General features: G+C 57.0%; 19 protein-coding genes. 14 read left to right on the top strand and 5 right to left on the bottom strand.

Annotation, left to right across the window (positions count from 1 at the left end):
- Positions 1 to 490 (bottom strand): hypothetical protein (locus tag ACR0K9_RS18305; protein ID WP_480825338.1); only part of this gene is annotated, 490 nt, incomplete at its 3' end.
- 326 nt (positions 491 to 816) lie between these two features.
- Here ACR0K9_RS18305 and ACR0K9_RS18300 point away from each other — a divergent pair.
- From ACR0K9_RS18300 to ACR0K9_RS18280, 5 genes are all read left to right on the top strand, one after another.
- Entirely contained in the window at positions 817 to 2811 is a 1995-nt protein-coding gene (locus tag ACR0K9_RS18300; protein ID WP_170417870.1) for a heme lyase CcmF/NrfE family subunit, read from the top strand.
- Positions 2812 to 2815: 4 nt separating this feature from the next.
- Positions 2816 to 3385 (top strand): DsbE family thiol:disulfide interchange protein, encoded by a 570-nt coding sequence (locus ACR0K9_RS18295; RefSeq protein WP_170417873.1) that lies wholly within the window; start codon positions 2816 to 2818, stop codon positions 3383 to 3385.
- Positions 3382 to 3870, top strand: a complete 489-nt coding sequence (locus ACR0K9_RS18290; RefSeq protein ID WP_170417876.1) for a cytochrome c-type biogenesis protein — start codon at positions 3382 to 3384, stop codon at positions 3868 to 3870. The genes ACR0K9_RS18295 and ACR0K9_RS18290 overlap by 4 nt, the downstream gene beginning before the upstream one ends.
- The gene (ccmI, locus tag ACR0K9_RS18285; protein ID WP_170417878.1) at positions 3867 to 5015 is read left to right on the top strand and encodes a c-type cytochrome biogenesis protein CcmI; all 1149 of its coding nucleotides are present in this window, start codon (positions 3867 to 3869) and stop codon (positions 5013 to 5015) included. Before ACR0K9_RS18290 ends, ccmI begins: the two co-directional genes overlap by 4 nt.
- Before the next feature lie 114 nt (positions 5016 to 5129).
- A complete protein-coding gene (locus ACR0K9_RS18280) occupies positions 5130 to 5588 on the top strand; it encodes an ATPase (RefSeq protein WP_170417881.1) in 459 nt (152 codons plus the stop codon).
- Positions 5589 to 5597: 9 nt separating this feature from the next.
- On the opposite strand, the gene ACR0K9_RS18275 is transcribed toward ACR0K9_RS18280, so the two are convergent.
- From ACR0K9_RS18275 to ACR0K9_RS18265, 3 genes are all read right to left on the bottom strand, one after another.
- Entirely contained in the window at positions 5598 to 7694 is a 2097-nt protein-coding gene (locus ACR0K9_RS18275) for a protein-disulfide reductase DsbD family protein (protein WP_480825336.1), read from the bottom strand.
- Between the two features lie 117 nt (positions 7695 to 7811).
- Entirely contained in the window at positions 7812 to 7985 is a 174-nt protein-coding gene (locus ACR0K9_RS18270) for a hypothetical protein (protein ID WP_170417885.1), read from the bottom strand.
- A gap of 39 nt (positions 7986 to 8024) precedes the next feature.
- Positions 8025 to 8336 (bottom strand): DUF2933 domain-containing protein, encoded by a 312-nt coding sequence (locus tag ACR0K9_RS18265; protein ID WP_255612174.1) that lies wholly within the window; start codon positions 8334 to 8336, stop codon positions 8025 to 8027.
- A gap of 374 nt (positions 8337 to 8710) precedes the next feature.
- On the opposite strand from ACR0K9_RS18265, the gene ACR0K9_RS18260 reads away from it, so the two are divergent.
- From ACR0K9_RS18260 to ACR0K9_RS18225, 8 genes are all read left to right on the top strand, one after another.
- The gene (locus ACR0K9_RS18260) at positions 8711 to 9364 is read left to right on the top strand and encodes a L,D-transpeptidase (protein ID WP_050605720.1); all 654 of its coding nucleotides are present in this window, start codon (positions 8711 to 8713) and stop codon (positions 9362 to 9364) included.
- Positions 9365 to 9998: 634 nt separating this feature from the next.
- Positions 9999 to 10589, top strand: coding sequence for a L,D-transpeptidase (locus tag ACR0K9_RS18255; protein WP_170417888.1), 591 nt, complete (start codon positions 9999 to 10001; stop codon positions 10587 to 10589).
- 67 nt (positions 10590 to 10656) lie between these two features.
- The gene (locus ACR0K9_RS18250) at positions 10657 to 11106 is read left to right on the top strand and encodes a c-type cytochrome (protein WP_170417891.1); all 450 of its coding nucleotides are present in this window, start codon (positions 10657 to 10659) and stop codon (positions 11104 to 11106) included.
- 396 nt (positions 11107 to 11502) lie between these two features.
- Positions 11503 to 12072, top strand: coding sequence for a c-type cytochrome (locus ACR0K9_RS18245; RefSeq protein ID WP_170417895.1), 570 nt, complete (start codon positions 11503 to 11505; stop codon positions 12070 to 12072).
- A gap of 9 nt (positions 12073 to 12081) precedes the next feature.
- Positions 12082 to 12981: a c-type cytochrome gene (locus ACR0K9_RS18240; RefSeq protein ID WP_170417899.1), complete on the top strand. Its 900-nt coding sequence runs from the start codon at positions 12082 to 12084 to the stop codon at positions 12979 to 12981.
- Positions 12982 to 13020: 39 nt separating this feature from the next.
- Entirely contained in the window at positions 13021 to 14391 is a 1371-nt protein-coding gene (locus ACR0K9_RS18235) for a multicopper oxidase family protein (protein ID WP_170417903.1), read from the top strand.
- On the top strand, positions 14391 to 14864 hold the full coding sequence (locus ACR0K9_RS18230; protein WP_171724989.1) for a c-type cytochrome: 474 nt from the start codon (positions 14391 to 14393) through the stop codon (positions 14862 to 14864). Before ACR0K9_RS18235 ends, ACR0K9_RS18230 begins: the two co-directional genes overlap by 1 nt.
- Before the next feature lies 1 nt (position 14865).
- Positions 14866 to 15594, top strand: coding sequence for a DsbA family protein (locus ACR0K9_RS18225; RefSeq protein WP_414478956.1), 729 nt, complete (start codon positions 14866 to 14868; stop codon positions 15592 to 15594).
- Between the two features lie 37 nt (positions 15595 to 15631).
- On the opposite strand, the gene ACR0K9_RS18220 is transcribed toward ACR0K9_RS18225, so the two are convergent.
- Positions 15632 to 15829: a heavy-metal-associated domain-containing protein gene (locus ACR0K9_RS18220; protein WP_170417905.1), complete on the bottom strand. Its 198-nt coding sequence runs from the start codon at positions 15827 to 15829 to the stop codon at positions 15632 to 15634.
- A 173-nt stretch (positions 15830 to 16002) separates the two neighbouring features.
- On the opposite strand from ACR0K9_RS18220, the gene ACR0K9_RS18215 reads away from it, so the two are divergent.
- Positions 16003 to 18513 carry a heavy metal translocating P-type ATPase gene (locus ACR0K9_RS18215; RefSeq protein WP_170417908.1) on the top strand — a complete coding sequence of 837 codons (2511 nt, stop codon included), beginning with the start codon at positions 16003 to 16005 and terminating at the stop codon, positions 18511 to 18513.
- Positions 18514 to 18523 lie beyond the last annotated feature (10 nt).

Here is an 18523-nt window from a genome sequence, read left to right as displayed (position 1 = left end):
CGGAACCTGTGGATATATTGCAATTAAGGGTACAAAAACGCCCCGGAACGCCGTGAATCCGCAAATTCTGATTAATTAGGGTACAGTGACACCTGGTCTTAAAGGTCTGGCCCATGCGGGTCTGGTGCTTCATCGTCTTGCGGGTATAGGGCAGCATCGCCATCACCGAGATCTCGTCGGTCACACCGTACATCAGGCCGACCATCGCCATGTTCATGCTCATGCTGAGCGGCGCGATCGGATACTGCGACAGAACGTTCGAGGTAGACAGCGACTGCGTTCCGGTACGATTTCCGTCCATCTCCATGTTCATGTAAGAGAACACAGGCATCAAAACACCCTCGGGTGGATGCATACCGCCAACGACACCCGTTGGCGGCACCGCGTCGGGGCGCATCATCCTGGACATGCTTCCCATACCTGACATGTTGCTGGAGGCTTGCGGGTTCATCGCCACGTTGTCAGCCGGACGGGTTTCCGGTTGGGCCATGGCAGTTGACCCAAGGCTCAGCCCCCCAGCCAGTATTACAGCCTGGAGGCGTTGCCAGACGCACGTAATCTTGCTGTTGCTCCGTGTCATGATGCCCTCGTGTTCGTTTGTTTCCTGAGTCCCTGCCCTGAAAACAAAGTGTTCGGTACGTCCATCGGTGAAGTCGAAATGGTGGGGGTCTCCAGCGCTGGAAGGTCAAGGCCGCCGGCCAGATTTGCGCTCGTCAAGCATGCATCAGCCGAAGGGGGTGCGGCAATAATGCGCTTGACCCTCCAGCGCTGGATTGTCGGACAAGGCCGCAAAACCGGAAATCCGGAGGGATTGGAATGATACCGGAAATCGGGCAGTTCGCCCTGGCGCTTGCCCTGGCCGTGTCCTTGGTGCAAAGCGTATTTCCCTTGATTGGAGCAGCACGGAACAATGTCATGTGGATGCGATCGGCATCTGCGACCTCGGTCCTACTGACAGCGCTGGTTGCTATCGCCTTCGCCGCTCTGATGTGGTCCTTCGTGGTCAGCGATTTCACTGTGCTAAATGTGGCCAGCAATTCTCATTCGCTGAAACCGATGCTTTTCAAGGTGGCTGCGACCTGGGGTAGCCACGAAGGGTCGCTGCTGTTGTGGATTCTGATATTGGTGATTTTCGGGCTGGGTGTGTCTCTGTTGGCTCGGAACATCCCACTGAAACTCAAGGCGCGCACTCTGGCAGTGCAGGCCTGGATCAGCGCGGGGTTCCTGTCATTCATGCTGTTCACCTCGAACCCGTTTGACCGGGTGTTTCCGGCACCGCTGGATGGTCAGGATTTAAATCCGCTGTTGCAGGATGTCGGCCTGGCTATGCACCCGCCGTTCCTATACCTGGGTTACGTCGGCTTCTCTATCGTATTTTCTTTCGCCGTGGCTGCCCTGATTGAGGGGCGGGTCGATCCGGCATGGGCGCGGTGGGTCCGACCCTGGACATTGGCGGCCTGGGTGTTTCTGACACTTGGTATCGTTCTGGGCAGCTGGTGGGCCTATTACGAACTGGGTTGGGGCGGCTGGTGGTTCTGGGATCCGGTCGAGAATGTCTCGTTTATGCCCTGGCTTGCTGGCACAGCGCTGTTCCATTCGGCCATTGTGACCGAAAAGCGCGGCAGCTTCAAAAGTTGGACGATCCTACTGGCCGTTTTGACCTTCTCGTTGTCCTTGTTGGGGACATTCATTGTCCGCTCAGGCTTGCTTACATCGGTCCATGCGTTTTCGGTCGATCCCGAACGCGGCATTTACATCTTGGCGCTGTTGGCTGTCGCGATCGGTGGTTCATTGACGCTGTTTGCCATACGCGCACCGGAGATGGAGGGCGGCGGTCTTTTTGCCCCGATCAGCCGCGAGGCCGGTTTGCTTATTAACAACCTGCTGCTGGCCACCGCAACGGCGACGGTTCTATTCGGTACGCTTTATCCGCTTTTGCTTGAGGCTGTGACAGGTGAAAAGATTTCGGTTGGACCACCTTATTACAACGCCAGTTTCGTGCCGATCATGCTGGTTCTAGTCGTTGTAATGGGGATTGGGCCGCTGTTGTCATGGAAGCGGGCGGATTTGCGCGGTGTTCTGTCCCGGCTCAAATGGGTGGCCGGGGTTAGCCTGCTCGTAGCGTTGCTTGTGTGGTATCTGGATACCGGCGGCCCAGCCTTGGCGGTAGTGTCGATCGGCCTTGCGGTTTGGTTGCTGGGCGCTGTGCTGACAGAGTGGGCCAGCCGAATTAAGCTGGGTGAGGCACCGTTGGCCGAGTCCCTGCGTCGGGCCCGCAGCCTACCGCGTTCTCATTACGGCATGGTCGTGGCCCATGCGGGGTTGGCTGTCTGTATGATCGGCTTTATCGGGTCCAGCGCTTGGAAATCCGAGGTCGTGACTTTTGCCGAGCCCGGAACACAGATTGAGATAGCAGGGTTCGACGTGCGTTTTGACGGTGTGGAACAGCTTCGCGGTCCGAACTATCTGTCTCGCGCGGCCACACTGACGGTATTTCGCGATGGCGCTTATGTCACCACGCTTCAACCCGAGCGCAGGGCCTATCTCGTGGCGGGTACCAGTACGACCGAGTCAGCAATTCGAACGACGTTGGCAGGGGACCTTTACGCCTCAATATCGGAACCGGCGGCGGAATCAGAACAGAGCAAATGGACCCTGCGTATCTTGTATGAGCCATTGGTGGTCTGGATCTGGATAGGTTCAGGATTGTTAGCATTTGGTGGTGTCTTGTCACTCTCCGATCGGCGTCTACGCGTCGGTGCACCACGAAAACGGACTGGGCAGAGCTCCGTTGCGGTGGCGGCGGAGTAGGGCAATGAAACGTCTATTTGCACTGTTCCCAATTACGATTGCCGGCATCCTGGGTGCCTTCCTGCTATGGGGACTGAATCCCGATCGCGATCCAAACGAAATCCCGTCTGTTTTGATCTCGCAGCCGGTGCCTGAGTTCGACTTGCCGCCGGTCGAAGGGCTGGATACCCACGGGCTGTCCAGTACCGATCTGGTGGAAAATGACGGGTCAGCTCCGATCGTGGTCAACGTGTTTGCGTCCTGGTGCGTGCCCTGCCGGGCCGAACATGCGGTGCTGACGCGTATGGTACGCGATGAGGGCATTCGCCTGATGGGCATTAACTACAAAGACAAGCCGCAGGACGCGCGGAAATGGCTCGACGATCTGGGCAACCCTTATGAGCGCATCGGTTCCGACCTGGACGGCCGAGCCGGGATCGAATGGGGGATTTCCGGCGTGCCGGAGACCTTTGTGATTGATGGCGCGGGCAAGGTCGTATTCCGTTTTGTCGGCCCGGTGCTGGGCGACGAGGCAATTTCAAAGATGCGCACCGCGCTGGATCAGGCGCGGGCGGCCGGAGGAGAGGCGTCATGATACGTCGCATTGTAATTACCGCGGTCACTCTGGCGATGCTGGTGTCGCAGCCGGCATTCGCGGTTGAGCCCGACGAGATACTTGCAGATCCGGTATTGGAAGAGCGGGCCCGGGCGATTTCGAAACAGGTGCGATGCGTGGTGTGCCAGAACCAAGACATCGACAGTTCTAACGCTGGCGTGGCGCGCGACCTTCGTCTGCTTGTGCGCGAACGGCTGGTGGCAGGCGACACGGACCAGCAGGTTATGGACTTTCTGGTTGCGCGTTATGGCGACTATGTTCTGTTCAACCCGCCATGGAAGCCATCAACTTACATTCTGTGGGTTGCGCCTATCGTCATCCTGGGGCTGGGTGGTATCGCGACTGCAGCGGTATTGACCCAAAATGCGCGCCGATATCGGAAGTCGCGAAAACAAGAGACGGAACGCGGCGCGAGCGAAGAACGGAATCCCGAAAACCATTCACTCACGGAGCCGCACGCATGATCTGGATTATCTTTTCATTCATGGCCGTGGCGGTGTTTCTGACGCTCGCCCTCTCCGGCCTGGGGCGCAAGACCTCGGACTTGTCGAGACGCGAAAGCGCCTCTGCCATCTTTTCCGACCAGATCGGCGAAGTGGAGAAGGACCTGGAACGAGGAATTATCTCAGCCGAAGAGGCCAAGGCCGCCAGAGCCGAGATAGAACGTCGCCTGAAGGCGATTGACCGGCAATCGGACGACAAAGCGATAATGGGCCATTCCGGGCGTGCGCTGATTTTACTTGCCGCGCTGGTAGTTCCAGCGCTCGGAGCCGGTCTTTATTGGCAACTGGGTAGTCCCTACATCCCCAGCCAGCCATTTGCCCAACGCGAGGGGGAGCAGGCCGAAGCCCGTGAAATCGCCGACCTTGCCGTGCGCCTGAAGTCGCGGCTTGAGGCGGATGAAACCGGCGGGCCAACCGAGGGATGGGTGTTGTTGGCTCAGACCTATATGCGTATGGGACGCTTTGGAGATGCCGCAGACGCGTTCGAGGGGTTGCTGGACCGACCCAATGCGAATTCAGCGCTGGTGTCGCAATATGGCGAGGCGTTGGTCTATGCCGATGACGGTGTCGTTACGCCCAAGGCCGATCGGGCGTTTGAACGAGCCTTGGAACTGGACCCATCGAACCCAGCAGCGACATTCTACAAAGCCATTGGTCTGGAGCAGGCTGGATCGCCTGATAAGGCCTATGACCTACTGAAGACGCGGATGGACGCCGAAGAGGAGTTCCGGCCATGGATGGAGAGTTTTGTGGCCCAGCTTAACCGCATCGCCCCGTCGATCGGACGGGCTCCGGTGAATCTGGCGGCTTTTGCCCCTTCCATGCCCGGCCCAACTGCCGATCAGGTGGCGGCGGCCGAGGAGATGTCAGACGAAGACCGGCAGGCCTTCATCCGCTCGATGGTCGAACGGCTTGCGAGCCGGATGCAGGAAAACCCAGGCGATCTGGACGGCTGGATGCGGCTGGGCAACGCCTATTCGGTGCTGGGCGAGACCGACGGCGCCCGGAACGCCTATGGCAGGGCAAGGGATCTGGCGGATGACCTGCCGCAGGGGGATCCGCGCAAGGTGGCAATCGACCGGGCATTGCTGGAACTGGGGGGTTGATTCCCGCAGCCCGGCGTGGATCGGGCCGGCGCCGACTTCGCGCTGATGCCCAGTGAGCCATCTGGAAAATTCCGGTTTAGGCTATCGCATGCCGATCTTTAGGAGGTTGAGACCATGAAAGTTGAAACGTTTTCTGATCTAATTGTCTGGACGCGGGAAATGCATCATTGGCTCGCCGAATGTTTGGCCCACTGTTCGACACAGTCAGAGCAGGAGCTGGCCAGGATGTTGCTTACCTACCTCGCCGATCATGAGGCTGCTCTGGAGAAAATCGTCGATGGTTTCGTGAAACGAGCCGATCCCAAAGCGCTCAACACCTGGGTATATGACTATTTGGGCAATGAGCCGATCGACCCACATCGCGCCTGCGACAGGCCGTTCGCACAGATGAGCGTCGATGAGATCTGCGAAGCGGTCTTCGATCTTCACAATCAGGTGATCGACTTATATCGGTATTTGCACGGGCGTGCCGAGATACCCGAGGCACGCGAACTCTTTCAGGCGATACTGGATATGGAAGAGCACGAGACCATGCGTTTAGCGCAGCAGAGCAACCGCGTCCGGGATATGTGAACTCCGGGGTCAGGATCCGCTTTCCACGGCTCCGCCCGCAATCGGCGCGGCCTGTTCCATCGCGTCGAGAATGGCGTTCGTGGTCAAGATCTCTGGCAGGGCGATGCCTTCGGGGGCCGACGGGCCGTAGACGATGTTGAAGGGGATCCCGAACCGTCCATTGTCCTCAAGGAAACGGGCGATCACATCGTCGGGGCGGGTCCAGTCGGCCTGCATCGGAATTGCTTTGTCCGATTGCAGTGTTGCCAGAACCTCGCCGCGTTCCAGCACCAGCGCTTTGTTGGCCTTGCAGGTCAGACACCAGTCGGCTGTGACATCGACGAAAACCACCTCGCCGCGCGACACAAGGCGGGCGATTTCGGGGCGGCTGAAGGTAATCCAAGGGATCTCTCCGGCTGGTTCAAGCAGCCTGGACCGGTCTTTGCCGGCAATCGCAACCGGTGCGGCAAACGCTGCGGTCAGCGTCAGCAACAGGGCTGTCCAGCGCAAAACGGGTGGCATCATCGTACTTTTCCAGATCAACAGGACCAGAACAGTTGCAGCCAGCACGGTAGCAGTTGCAGCAGTGTCTCCGGCCACCCCGACCATCACCCAGACCAACCAGCCGATCGTGGTCAGCAGTGCCGCCGACAGGGCCCATTTTAATCCCACCATCCAACGCCCCGGTTTAGGCAGAGCGGCGGTAAGTTTCGGGTGCACTGCAACCAGCAGGTAAGGAATGGCCAGCCCGACCCCCATTGCGGTGAAGATCGCCACGATATCCACCGGTCGGCCGGTCAGGGCAAAGGCCACCGCCGTGCCGAGGAAGGGGGCCGAGCAGGGCGTCGCCAGAACTGCTGAGAAGGCTCCGGTCAGGAAATCCCCGACCAGCGACACGCGGCCCTTTTCGACATGGGCAAGCCGGGTGTTCAGCGACTGCGGCAGCGTGATCTCGAACAAGCCCGCGAGGCTGGTTGCAAAAACCGCCAGCACCACGATCATCACCGCAAGGAAAAGCGGATTCTGGAACTGGATGCCCCAGCCGACGGAATAGCCCAGCGACCGCGCCGCAATGGTGATAGCCGCCAACAGCCACATGAATGTCAGGATTCCGGCTGCCGAAGCCAGGAACCCGGCGCGAATCTGAGCCGCAGAGCGGTCGCGAGCCTTTACCGCCGAGGAAAGCTTGATCGAAAGCACTGGCAGTACGCAGGGCATGACATTCAGAATCAACCCGCCGCCCAGCGCCAGCAAAATGATCCAGACCAGCGCGCTGGCTGAAGTTTCGGCGGCCGCGATCTCATATGGTGGCGGGGTAGGGGGAGCGTCGGTACGGGGCGAAAACTCGGCCACGCGGTTGGTGTCGGTAACCGTGACGGACAAGGCGGGGGGGTCCTGTGCCAGAGCGAGGACCGGGAACTGCACCCATAGCTGACGCCTGTCGCCAGCGAGCCGGATGTCGGGTGCACCAAACGCGGTGTCACGTCCCATGTCGGGAAAGACATCAGGCGCATCAAAGGGCAGGTCGCTGGTGAAATTCAGCGTCAGCATCTCGGACTCGGTATCCAGGGTCGCGGCGTCGGACTTCATTCCGCTTGTGTTTCCCGTGGTTGGCACCCGCGACAGAAAGGCATTTATAAGCCGGGCCGAGTCCTGATCCCGACCCGTTCCCTGAGTCAGCGACAAGTCCAGCGAAAACTCGACCGGCACACAGATATCGGAACAGATCAGCGTTGTCACAGCGGCCTTCAAGTCAACTGGCGCTCCGGGGTTCTCGAGTGTGACGGTCAGCGGAAAGACCACTTCGTCCTTGTACCCGAAATTCTCGATCCCGAAGGCGCGAAAACGGATCGGCGCGGGCCAGTGAAACTGTACGTCGCTGACGTTTTGCGAGCCGTTCCAAGTGATCTTGGGCGGAATTCCCACCTCACCAGGCGACTTCCAGTAGGTTTTCCAATCTTCGCCCAGTTTCAGATGCAGTCCTGCAGTGATCGTCTTGACGTCAGGCGCGATCCCGTCCTGCGCGGTAATTATGTGTGCGACCAGGGGCTCTGATTCATACGCTTGGGATGTAGCTGCAAGGCTTGTCCCGGCGGAAGTCTGGCCAAAGATTAACCCCAAGATCATAATACATAAATTTAGGAGTGTTCTTGCCATTGCGCGTTGCCATCGGTTGTTTTGCACCCGTCTCTGCCAGATTCCAGCGCTGGAGGGTCAACGAGCCGGAATGTCACATCCCCACGATCAGCTCACGAAACCTTCGCGCCCGTCTTCGCAGATGAAATAGGCCCCGCCATCCGCGCCCTCCCATTGAACCCGGCAACCTTGGGGCAGGGCGTATTCAGGCTGCGGCGGTTGCAGCGGGCATAGTTTAGGGCGTGGTGCGCAAGCCGCCAGCGAAAGAGCGGCCAGCGACATGGCGGCCAACCTTGAGCACCAAAGCTTCATGATTGAAGATTATTGCCGGTGTACTGGGTTCGGTCCGACCGCGGCGTCTGTTGCCTTTGGTCTTTCCGATTCAGATTTGTTCGAATGACAGGATTTTTCCATCGCCTTGTGCATAAAGAAATGGGCTCCGAGGCACAGGATCAACGGTGCGAAAAGACCCAAGGAGTCAGAAAGCCCACCAACCGTCCCGCCGGCGATCAAGTAGAGAGCGATCGGCGTTATCATGGCAATGCAACATACCATCATGCCCCATTTCATTATCTTGCCGCCGCTAACCGGTACTGACGCCTGCGGCGCGTTTGCAGTCTGTTTTTCTTTCACATTCAACTCCAAAATTTGGATTGGAGACCTCTGCTAACGCCTTCCCACGATGGAAGGTCAAGCTGTTTTGGCGCGAAGCGAATTTGACGCTGTCAAACCAGTCCAGCATTTGCTTGGGCCTTACTTGGTGCATAGACACGGCCGGAACAGGGAAGTTTTTAGGGGTATGAACAGCAGGCATTGTCGTCCCGACGCCTGGTGAAGTTTCAGGTTAAACACGAAGCTGCCTAGGTCACTTTAAGCCTTGAAAACTCGCGGGTGGGTCGAAGCGATATCGAACGAATAATTGAATGGACAAATCTTCCCCCGTCGCGGATTGTCTAATCCCCTGGGTACTAACTCCAGACACCAACCAGCCAATAGGAGCGCTATCAATGCTGACCAGACGACATTTTGTTGCAGCCTCGCTCGCCATTTTCTCTCAGCCGGTTTTTGGAGTGACGTCGGCGGCGGCCTCGCAATGGTCGGAGTGGGATGCGCAAGTAACTCCAGCCAATTTTGATCCCGCAACATCCAATCCCTGGGGTTTACACCCACGTTTCCTGCCTCAGCGTGTGCAAACCAATCGACCACTTACTCCGGGTGACATTCATGTCGACGCGGTGGCACGATATCTGTATTTCATCGAAGACGGTGGCACAGCAATGCGTTACGGCGTAGCCATTGCCCGAGGCAATCTTTACGAGCCCGGAGTCTACACGATCAAGCGAAAGGCCAAATGGCCGCGTTGGACTCCTACAGCCGAAATGATTGAGCGCGACCCTGATGAATATGCGCAATTCGCAGATGGTGTGCCCGGTGGGCCGACAAACCCATTGGGATCAAGGGCGTTTTATCTGTTCGAAGGTGGTCGCGACACATACCTGCGAATTCACGGAACGCCTTATCCAAGATCTATCGGAGGTCGCGCAAGTTCTGGCTGCGTAAGGATGGCGATGCCACATATCATCGGGCTTTATGATCGTGTCAGGCCAGGGTCCACGGCTCATCTCTACCCTCCCGAGCGGCTTCTGACCGCGACCAGCTGACAGGCGCTTGTCAGGCGCGCGTACAGATTGGGCGCCCTTCAATAGTCCTAAGTGGTAGGTAGGTTGTTTCAACTGGCCCAACATAGCGATACCAATAGCAACCGTCCTCAGGCATGATTTTCACTGCGTTCAGGTCCTGGCCCGGAGCAGCAATCTGGGCTACGGCGTCAGGAACTTGGGAAAGCGTTCCGGGCTCGCTATCTGCAGATATTGACGTTGTTTCGGTACAAGCGCCGATGAACAAAAGTGCGGCCAGTGCTTGGAAAGCTTTCCTGAAGGACATGGTGTTTAGTCCACTGTGATTGTCATTTGTAGTGCCTGCTACCCTCGCATCGACGGGTGATCACATCAATTCACCAAGAACTAAGCAATTGTTAGCGTTGCTTTTTTGTGTTCGGTTGATTCAAGAAAGTCAGGTTTTGCTTAAAGCAGCCTGGAGTTACGTCCAAGAAAAATTGCTTTTCCACAATGACTTGATGATTTGGGTCCGCCTTCTAAGGAAATATCCCTGCGCCAACGGCAACGACAATTCAGACGAGACATCCCATATGAAATGTCATTTGCGTGTTGACCTTCCAGCGCAGGAACCGGGCATACGAGTTATTTGAGTCGGAAAAAAAGAATAAACTTTGGGATGGCAGGCATGAAACGGAGCAAAGAAGGAAAGGTTGTTACGCGACGTGGAGTGATTGCCGCGTTTGCTGCGACGACGCTTTTTCCAGCACCGGCCGTTTGGGCCCAATCAACGGCAACTGAGGGGACGCGCCGCAATGTTTCCTCATTCCGCGTTGCTAAATGGCAGGACCACTTTGATACGCTTAAGAATGGTGTGATCCTGTCCGATACACAGTCCAAGGTCCTGCAATATTGGTCGGAAGACGAAAGCGTCTACCGAATGTATCCAACCAGCGTACCGCTGACGGAAGACCTTACAAGGCTGGGCTACACCACAGTTACTCGCAAGGTCGAAGGGCCGTCTTGGCGACCGACACCAGCAATGAAAAAGCGCAACCCCGCTTGGCCCGATTATGTGGGCCCGGGTCCGGAGAATCCTCTGGGGACACATGCACTTTATTTGAGCTGGCAATACTACCGGATCCACGGCACCAACGACACGCGCAAGATCGGGAGAAGATCCTCCAACGGCTGCATTGGCTTGTACAACGAGCAGATTGCGGAATTGTTCGAACTGGCCACTGTGGGCACTCAGGTAAAACTGATCTGACCTTGGTCAGGCCGATTTTTTTTGCGCGCGTTGAACCTAAGAACTGACAATCATGTGAAGAACAGAGATGGATAAACTTACACTCTTGATCGGCGGAGTAGTGATCGCAGGCGCCGCCGCGTTCGTCTACAACTTAAATCAGCAACCAACAGGTCACTCGATGACGCCGCCCGATACGTCAGCACTGGAGCAAGGAGACCCAATCGAAAACGTCACTCTGCCGGACCAGCTAAGCGAATTTGCGGCCGTCGGCAAAGTGGCATTCGACGCCAAATGCTCGGCGTGCCATGGCGCGAATGCAACAGGTCTGGAAGGCCTTGCACCACCTTTGGTGCATAAAATCTATGAACCAAGCCACCATTCGGACGAGTCATTTTATGTGGCAGTCCAGAATGGAGTTCGGGCACACCATTGGAAGTTCGGCAATATGCCGCCGGTCGATGGCTTGACCCGTGCGGATGTGAAGGGCATCGTGGCGTATATCAGAGAGCTGCAGCAGGAAAACGGGATTTTCTGAAGGTGACGAGCCGAATGGGCAGTGCAATTCGTTACATCATACTGTCAATGGTGCTGACCATTGGCGGGCTGCTTGTGACGGCCGATTCTGCTCATGCACATGGCAGTGGTTCTCAGCACGTGATTGACCAAACGGACTCCGCGGACGTTGAGCATGTCAAGCAGGGTCATCCCGGACATTGTCATGGCGGAACGATTTGCAACGCTGTTGGTCTATTTTCGATGGGTCCACCACCGCCTGGCCCCCAAGATACTGAACAAAGATACTCGATCCCTCGAGCCCAATACCGGGTTCTCGGTATCGCGGCGTTTGACCCACCACCGCCGCGTGTCCTGATCTGACCAGTCGAATTGCGCTCAACCTGGGCGCGTCGAAGCAGACGACAAGGACAAAACAATGAACATTCTGAAAATGACCACAGGCGTTGCCCTGGTTTCTCTGTTTGCAGCCGCCGCCCTGGCGCATGGTGGCGCAACCGGCATCGTCAAAGAACGCATGGATGGTATGTCCGCGATGAAGGACAGCATGAAGATCCTTACGCCGATGATGCAGGGGAAAACGCCCTACAATGCGCAAACGGTACGAAGCGAGGCCAAGAAAATCGGGCGTCACGCTGGCGAGAGCATGACAAAGCTGTTTCCAGAGGGATCTGATGGCAAACCCTCGGAGGCCAAATCGGAGATCTGGCAGGATTGGGGTTCATTTGCAGAGTTAGCCAGGCAGTTGGAATCCTACTCTGAAGGCCTTGTGCTTGCGGCGGACAACGGGTTGATGATGTCCGGGTCGGGCCATGGTTCGGGCATGATGGGCGGCGCATCCATGATGGGTGGCGGTTCTATGATGGGTGCCGGAATGATGGGCGGCAGTCCAAACCAGGCACAACTTTCTGAAATGCCGGCAGATGGTGTGTTCATGATGCTGAGCCAGACATGCTCGGCGTGTCACACGCAATTTCGGTCGGAATAGGAATGCGTCATGAGACCGATATTCCGATTGGGCCTTGCTGCCGCCGTAGCGGCGTCAGCGGGACTTGTTGCTGTGATGGCTTGGCCGATTGGCCAGCCCTTACAAGCTCTCGACATTCAGGGTGACGTTAACCGCGGGGCGTATCTGGCAAGGGCAAGTGGTTGTATCGCTTGCCACACAGATTTTGCCAAAGGGGGCGCGGCCTTGGCCGGTGGGGTGGAGTTGGATACCCCGTTCGGCACGCTCTTTTCGCCGAACCTGACCACAGATCCCGATCACGGGATCGGTGATTGGACAATCGAGGAGTTCGCCCGCGCGGTGCGTCAAGGCGTATCACCCGGCGGACAACCCTATTACCCGGCCTTTCCTTATCCATTCTATGCCAATTTCACGGATCAGGACATCGCCGATCTCTGGGCCGCATGGCAAACAGTTCCACCGGTAGCGGAACCGTCAAAAGAACAGGAAATGGCGTTCCCCTTCAATCAGAGATGGGGCCTGAAGCTGTGGCGCGCGGCTTTTCTGGAACCACCCCGCACTGATCCCGTGCCGGGCAATGACGAAGTGTGGAACCGGGGCCGGCTACTGGTCGAAGGTGCCACACATTGTGCGGCCTGCCACACCGGGAGGAACCTGGCTGGCGCAAGAAATTCGGACACGGAACACTTCAAGGGAAGTGACTCTCTGCCGGGCGGTGACAAGGCACCGGCCATCGACTTTGAGACCCTGCAAAAGCGTGGTTGGACGGTAGATGATTTGGCCTACGCGTTGCGCACCGGCGTCATGCCTGATGGCGATGTCTTCGGCGGCGCCATGGGAGAGGTCGTAAACTATGGCACCAGCTTTCTGACAGACGAAGACCGGAAGGCAATGGCGACCTATCTGCTGGATGTGCACGACGGGGGGTAATCGAGTGAGAGATCAAATTTTCTTTGGAGGGAAGTCCTCATGAAGCTCAATCGCAGGCAATTCGTTGCAGGCACGTCGGCACTAATCGCAGTGCCGACTATCGGGAGGGCGGCTACCGCCCCCCGAATAATCGAGGCGCGTTCAGGATTGGCACGTGTTGCCCCCGACAGCTATCCTGAAACCGAGATATGGGGATATGATGGCGGTGTTCCGGGCCCCGAAATTCGTGCCCGGCAGGGCGAAACGGTTCGCCGGACACTCCTGAACTCACTGCCTCAGCCTACGGCAATCCATTGGCATGGACTGCGGGTTCCAAACAACATGGATGGGGTGCCGGGTCTTACACAGGAGGCTGTACCAACAAGCGGCGAGTTTCAGTATGACTTGCCTCTGAAGGATGCAGGAACCTTCTGGTACCACTCTCATAACCAGTCAACGGAACAAGTGGCCAGGGGCCTTTACGGCGCGTTCATCGTCGACGAAATGGACCCGCCGGACACGGATCATGACATTACGATCCTGCTGGATGACTGGAGGTTGGGTCAGGACGCCCAAATCGTCGATGATTTCGGCGCGATGCATGACTGGACGCATGCAGGCCGAATGGGAAACTACGTTCACGCACACATATCGCCCATGACAGAAGTTCTGACAAACCAGCGTTTGCGACTTCGAATGGTCAACGTGGCAACTGATCGGATCATGTATGTCTCAGTAGGTGGCGCAAACGGGAAACTGGTCGCTTATGATGGCATGCCTGTAAGGCAGCCAGAGGATTTTGAAACCCTTGTTTTTGGGCCTGCACAGCGAGCAGACTTAATTGTTGATGTCACAGCGGAATCGAACGAAGCCGTTCAAATAACTCTTCACGAACGCGATGAATCGTTTGTCATTGCTGAAATCCCGGTTTCGGGAAGCGGTGCATCCGCAAACCGCGGTGCAATAGAAGCCCTGCCACCCAACCCTGTTTCCTTTCTCGAAGATGTTTCTGACGCTTTGACAATCCCATTAGTGATGGAAGGCGGGGCGATGGGCGGACTGCGTCAAGGCACTTTTAACGGCCAGGTCATGAGCACCAATGAATTGGTTCAGGAAGGGCAGATCTGGACATTCAACGGTGTCGCCGGGTTACCTGAAAACCCCCTTGCTGCCGTTTCGCGTGGCGACATAGTCCGGATTCAGATGCAGAACGACACCGTCTTTCCGCACGCTATGCACTTGCACGGGACGCACTTTCAGGAAGTTCTGCCAAACGGCAACCTAGGGCCGCTGCGGGACACAATCCTGGTTGACCGGATAGAAAAGCGGGAGATTGCGTTCGTTGCGGATAACCCGGGGGATTGGCTGTTTCATTGCCATATGCTGTCGCATCAGGCCGCTGGTATGAAGACCTGGCTGAGCGTGGCATGATGAACAAGAGTTCGGCGAAATGGGTGTCACTGGCTGCTGTAGTGATCATTGTCGCGGTCGCTGGCTGGGGCCTGAGTGGGCGTGCGCAGAACAGTGCATCAGCGGATTCGGCACGTGGTGCAGTTTTGTACGCCGAAAACTGCGCGTCATGCCACGGGGCAAATTTGGAGGGTCAGCAGGATTGGCAAACACCTGATCCGGATGGCGTCTTGCGGGCGCCCCCGCATGACCGAACCGGGCATACCTGGCATCACGGCGACAAGCTGTTGTTCGACTATACAAAGTTTGGCGGGGACCAAACTTTGAAACAGATGGGTGTCGCTGACGTCAAAAGCGGCATGCCAGGCTTCGGGGACACTCTGTCGGATCAGGATATCTGGGACATCCTCGCCTTCATCCAGGAGAGTTGGCCGGATCGGGAACGCAAGCTGCAAGAGCAACGCACCGAAGCAGAACAAACGGAAGGAAACTGATGTGAAACGAATACTTGCAGGCTTAGTCGCTATCGCCATGTCGATTGGCATTCCTATGGCACGCGCCGACGAGCTGTCTGACTCCGATGTAAAACGGCTGGCTCTCGAAGCCATTTTGGAAAACCCTGAGATCATCATGCAGGCGATTCAATTGCTTCAACAGCGCGAGGATCAGGCAAAAGCCGAAGCAATTGGAAGCGTCTTGGAAAATCAGCGTGAATTGCTGGAACAGGATCCGAATGCGCCTGTAATCGGAAACCCGGAAGGCGATGTAACCGTGGTCGAGTTTTTCGACTATAACTGCCCATATTGCAAACGCGCTGCCCCGGTCGTGAAGAACGTAATCGCGGGCGATTCCGATGTGCGAATTGTTTATCGAGAATGGCCCATACTTGGAGAAGGTTCCGACTTCGCGGCACGCGCTGCGCTGGCCTCACGAAACCAGGGAAAATACGAAGAATTTCATTGGGCGCTTATGGCTCTGAACGGTCGTGCCACTGAGGCCAGTGTACTGAAAGTTGTTCGGGAACTTGGCCTGGACGAGGATCAATTGCGCGCAGATATGGAAGCGCCGGAAGTCGACGCGCATATTCAGATTTCCATGGAATTGGCCCGACAGCTTGGCTTCAGTGGCACTCCTTCGTTTGTGATTGGAGATGCGCTTGCCCCGGGTCTGATCACCGAAGATGAAATGACCCGGTTAATCGTGGCAGTCAGAGACGCAAGATAGAACCAAGGGGGCGACAGCATGTGCGCTCCTAAGTTTATCATGCGATCGTGGCTTCGTATCCCTCGGACTTCAGCGCTGCAAGGATATGATCAAGTGAATTGGTGCTTAAGACACGTACCCTGCGGTTTTCCATGTCAAAGTCCAACTGTGCGGAGGAATCCACCGTGGCAACGGCTTTTTCGATAGCTGACTTGCAGTGCCCGCAGCTCATATCCGGGATATTTAGGGTCGTCATGGATGTTTGCTCCTGTGTTCCGTCGTCCCGGCTAAAGTATTCCAGCACAGGAAGGTCAAGTCGTGATTATTGGATCGTCAAAATTAGTGGCAAAGAAAGTCAGCCCCATCCCTTGACCTTCCACTTGCTGGAACCCTTATGTTTCCCGTCAGCAGAACATTGGTGGTGACAATATGACTGAAATTTCACATGCAAGGTTTCAAGTTCAGGGTATGAGCTGTGCGTCCTGCGTAGGGCGGGTTGAGCGCGCGTTGAAAGATGTGCCAGGGGTAGATGCCGCTTCGGTTAATCTCGCCAGCGAAAGCGTTCAGGTCGATTTCCGCGATCCAGCCGATAAAGCGGCCATTGCTGATGCGTTAAACAGCGCCGGATATCTGGCACGGACGGAAGAGGTAACGCTGGATATTCAGAACATGTCCTGCGCATCGTGCGTGGGGCGCGTTGAACGGGCATTGCAAGCAGATGATGGCGTCTTGTCCGCGTCGGTCAATCTGGCCACCGAAAGTGCAACTGTACGTTATGCTGAGGGAGTCACAACACCCGAAGCCATCGCGGCGCTTGCGGCATCTGCTGGCTATCCGGCGAGCCTGCGATCCGCGACGCAGACCGAACCACAAGACCGCAAAGCCAAAGAGATTCGCCAATTGGCCCGGCGAACAAGCTTTGCCGCCTTGCTCGCTTTGCCGGTCTTTATCCTTGAAATGGGCTCGCATGTTATTCCGGGCATGCACCACCTGATAGCGAGCACGATCGGCATCCAGAACAGCTATTACCTGCAATTCCTTCTAACCACGATCGTTCTTTTTGGGCCAGGTTTGCAGTTCTATACTAAGGGATTCCCTTCCTTGTTCAAAGGCGCGCCGGACATGAATTCTCTGGTGGCTCTGGGCACTTCGGCGGCTTATGGGTTCTCGCTTGTTTCCACCTTTGCGCCGGGTGTTCTTCCCGCCGGAACCGCAAACGTCTACTACGAGGCCGCAGCGGTGATCGTGGTTCTCATATTGCTGGGGAGGTTCCTCGAGGCGCGCGCCAAGGGGCGAACTGGTGAAGCGATCCGAAAACTGGTCGGTCTGCAGGCAAAAACAGCGCGCGTTGAGCGCGACGGATCGGTTGTCGAGCTACCGATCGAGCAGATCGTTGTAGGGGATATTGTGCACGTTCGACCGGGCGAAAAAATCGCGGTGGATGGTGCCGTAGTGACCGGCGCGTCATATGTCGATGAAAGCATGATCACCGGCGAGCCGGTTCCTGCCGAAAAGACCGAGGGCGCAACTGTGGTCGGCGGAACAGTTAATGGCGCGGGCGCATTGACGTACCGGGCTGAAAAGATCGGCGCAGACACTATGTTGGCCCAGATCATTCAAATGGTCGAACAAGCACAGGGTGCCAAGCTTCCGATTCAAGGCTTGGTTGACCGCATCACGCTGTGGTTCGTGCCGGTAGTGATCGCTGTGGCCGTAATGACTGTGCTGGTTTGGATGTTGTTCGGACCCGATCCTGCGCTCAGCTTGGCGTTGGTAGCCGGGGTTGCGGTACTGATCATTGCTTGCCCCTGCGCCATGGGGTTGGCCACACCCACCTCAATCATGGTCGGCACCGGCCGCGCGGCCGAGATGGGTGTCCTGTTTCGAAAGGGCGACGCCTTGCAAATGCTGCAGGAAACCACCGTTGTTGCGGTGGACAAGACGGGGACCTTGACCGAAGGGCGTCCGGAGCTGACCGACCTGATTGTGGCCGAAGGATTGGCCGAGGATGAGGTTCTGCGCCTTGTTGCTGCCGTTGAGGTCACATCCGAACATCCGATCGCCACGGCCATCGTGCGCGCGGCTGAAACCCGTGGTCTGGAGCTTTCGAAGCCAGAAGACTTCACGTCGATCACCGGTTACGGGGTAAGCGCCTCAGTCGAAGGCCATACAATCCTGATCGGGGCCGACCGCCTGATGAGTCGCGAAGGGGTTGAAATGGGCGCGTTGTCTGATCGGGGCGCTGAACTCGCAATCAACGGAAAGACTCCACTTTATGCCTCCGTAGACGGAGTTATCGCAGCCGTCATCGCCGTGGCGGACCCAATCAAGACCACCACGCCAGACGCAATTGAAGCTTTGCACGGACTGGGGCTGAAAGTAGCGATGATTACCGGCGACAATACCGCTACAGCCAAATCCATCGCGGCGCAGCTTGGCATCGATCATGTCGTGGCCGAGGTTCTGCCAGAGGGTAAAGTATCCGCGTTGCAAGATCTGCGCTCAAATGGCGGAAAACTGGCCTTTGTGGGTGATGGCATCAATGATGCCCCCGCTCTGGCGGCGGCTGACGTAGGAATTGCGATCGGGACAGGCACTGACATCGCCATCGAGGCGGCTGACGTCGTTCTGATGTCAGGCGACCTGACAGGCGTGGTCAACGCCTTCGATATTAGTCAGCGCACCATGCGTAACATCCGCCAAAACCTGTTCTGGGCTTTCAGCTACAACACGCTGCTCATACCGGTTGCAGCGGGGGTGCTCTATCCGTTTGGCGGCCCGTTGCTGTCGCCGGTTTTGGCTGCAGGTGCCATGGCGCTGTCCAGTGTATTTGTCCTGACCAACGCGCTGCGGTTGCGCTGGGTTAAGCCGATCAAAGTTGGGCGAGAACAGATCTCGCAGAATGAAGAGCAGGCGCTGCGATCAGCGCCTGCTGAATAGAATAGGAGAA

Source organism: Ruegeria sp. L12 (assembly GCF_056531745.1).
Note: the sequence above shows the minus strand (reverse complement) of the source record. Positions and strands in the feature narration are given on the sequence as shown.

Bases quoted from the DNA above. Each gene is read 5' to 3' on its own strand.
- ACR0K9_RS18295 (WP_170417873.1), top strand. From the start codon at position 2,816: ATGAAACGTCTATTTGCACTGTTCCCAATTACGATTGCCGGCATCCTG.
- ACR0K9_RS18245 (WP_170417895.1), top strand. From the start codon at position 11,503: ATGAACATTCTGAAAATGACCACAGGCGTTGCCCTGGTTTCTCTGTTT.
- ACR0K9_RS18270 (WP_170417885.1), bottom strand. From the start codon at position 7,985: ATGTCGCTGGCCGCTCTTTCGCTGGCGGCTTGCGCACCACGCCCTAAA.
- ACR0K9_RS18300 (WP_170417870.1), top strand. From the start codon at position 817: ATGATACCGGAAATCGGGCAGTTCGCCCTGGCGCTTGCCCTGGCCGTG.
- ACR0K9_RS18250 (WP_170417891.1), top strand. From the start codon at position 10,657: ATGGATAAACTTACACTCTTGATCGGCGGAGTAGTGATCGCAGGCGCC.
- ACR0K9_RS18220 (WP_170417905.1), bottom strand. From the start codon at position 15,829: ATGACGACCCTAAATATCCCGGATATGAGCTGCGGGCACTGCAAGTCA.
- ACR0K9_RS18240 (WP_170417899.1), top strand. From the start codon at position 12,082: ATGAGACCGATATTCCGATTGGGCCTTGCTGCCGCCGTAGCGGCGTCA.
- ACR0K9_RS18255 (WP_170417888.1), top strand. From the start codon at position 9,999: ATGGCAGGCATGAAACGGAGCAAAGAAGGAAAGGTTGTTACGCGACGT.
- ACR0K9_RS18235 (WP_170417903.1), top strand. From the start codon at position 13,021: ATGAAGCTCAATCGCAGGCAATTCGTTGCAGGCACGTCGGCACTAATC.
- ACR0K9_RS18230 (WP_171724989.1), top strand. From the start codon at position 14,391: ATGAACAAGAGTTCGGCGAAATGGGTGTCACTGGCTGCTGTAGTGATC.
- ACR0K9_RS18215 (WP_170417908.1), top strand. From the start codon at position 16,003: ATGACTGAAATTTCACATGCAAGGTTTCAAGTTCAGGGTATGAGCTGT.
- ACR0K9_RS18290 (WP_170417876.1), top strand. From the start codon at position 3,382: ATGATACGTCGCATTGTAATTACCGCGGTCACTCTGGCGATGCTGGTG.
- ACR0K9_RS18260 (WP_050605720.1), top strand. From the start codon at position 8,711: ATGCTGACCAGACGACATTTTGTTGCAGCCTCGCTCGCCATTTTCTCT.
- ccmI (WP_170417878.1), top strand. From the start codon at position 3,867: ATGATCTGGATTATCTTTTCATTCATGGCCGTGGCGGTGTTTCTGACG.
- ACR0K9_RS18280 (WP_170417881.1), top strand. From the start codon at position 5,130: ATGAAAGTTGAAACGTTTTCTGATCTAATTGTCTGGACGCGGGAAATG.
- ACR0K9_RS18275 (WP_480825336.1), bottom strand. From the start codon at position 7,694: ATGATCTTGGGGTTAATCTTTGGCCAGACTTCCGCCGGGACAAGCCTT.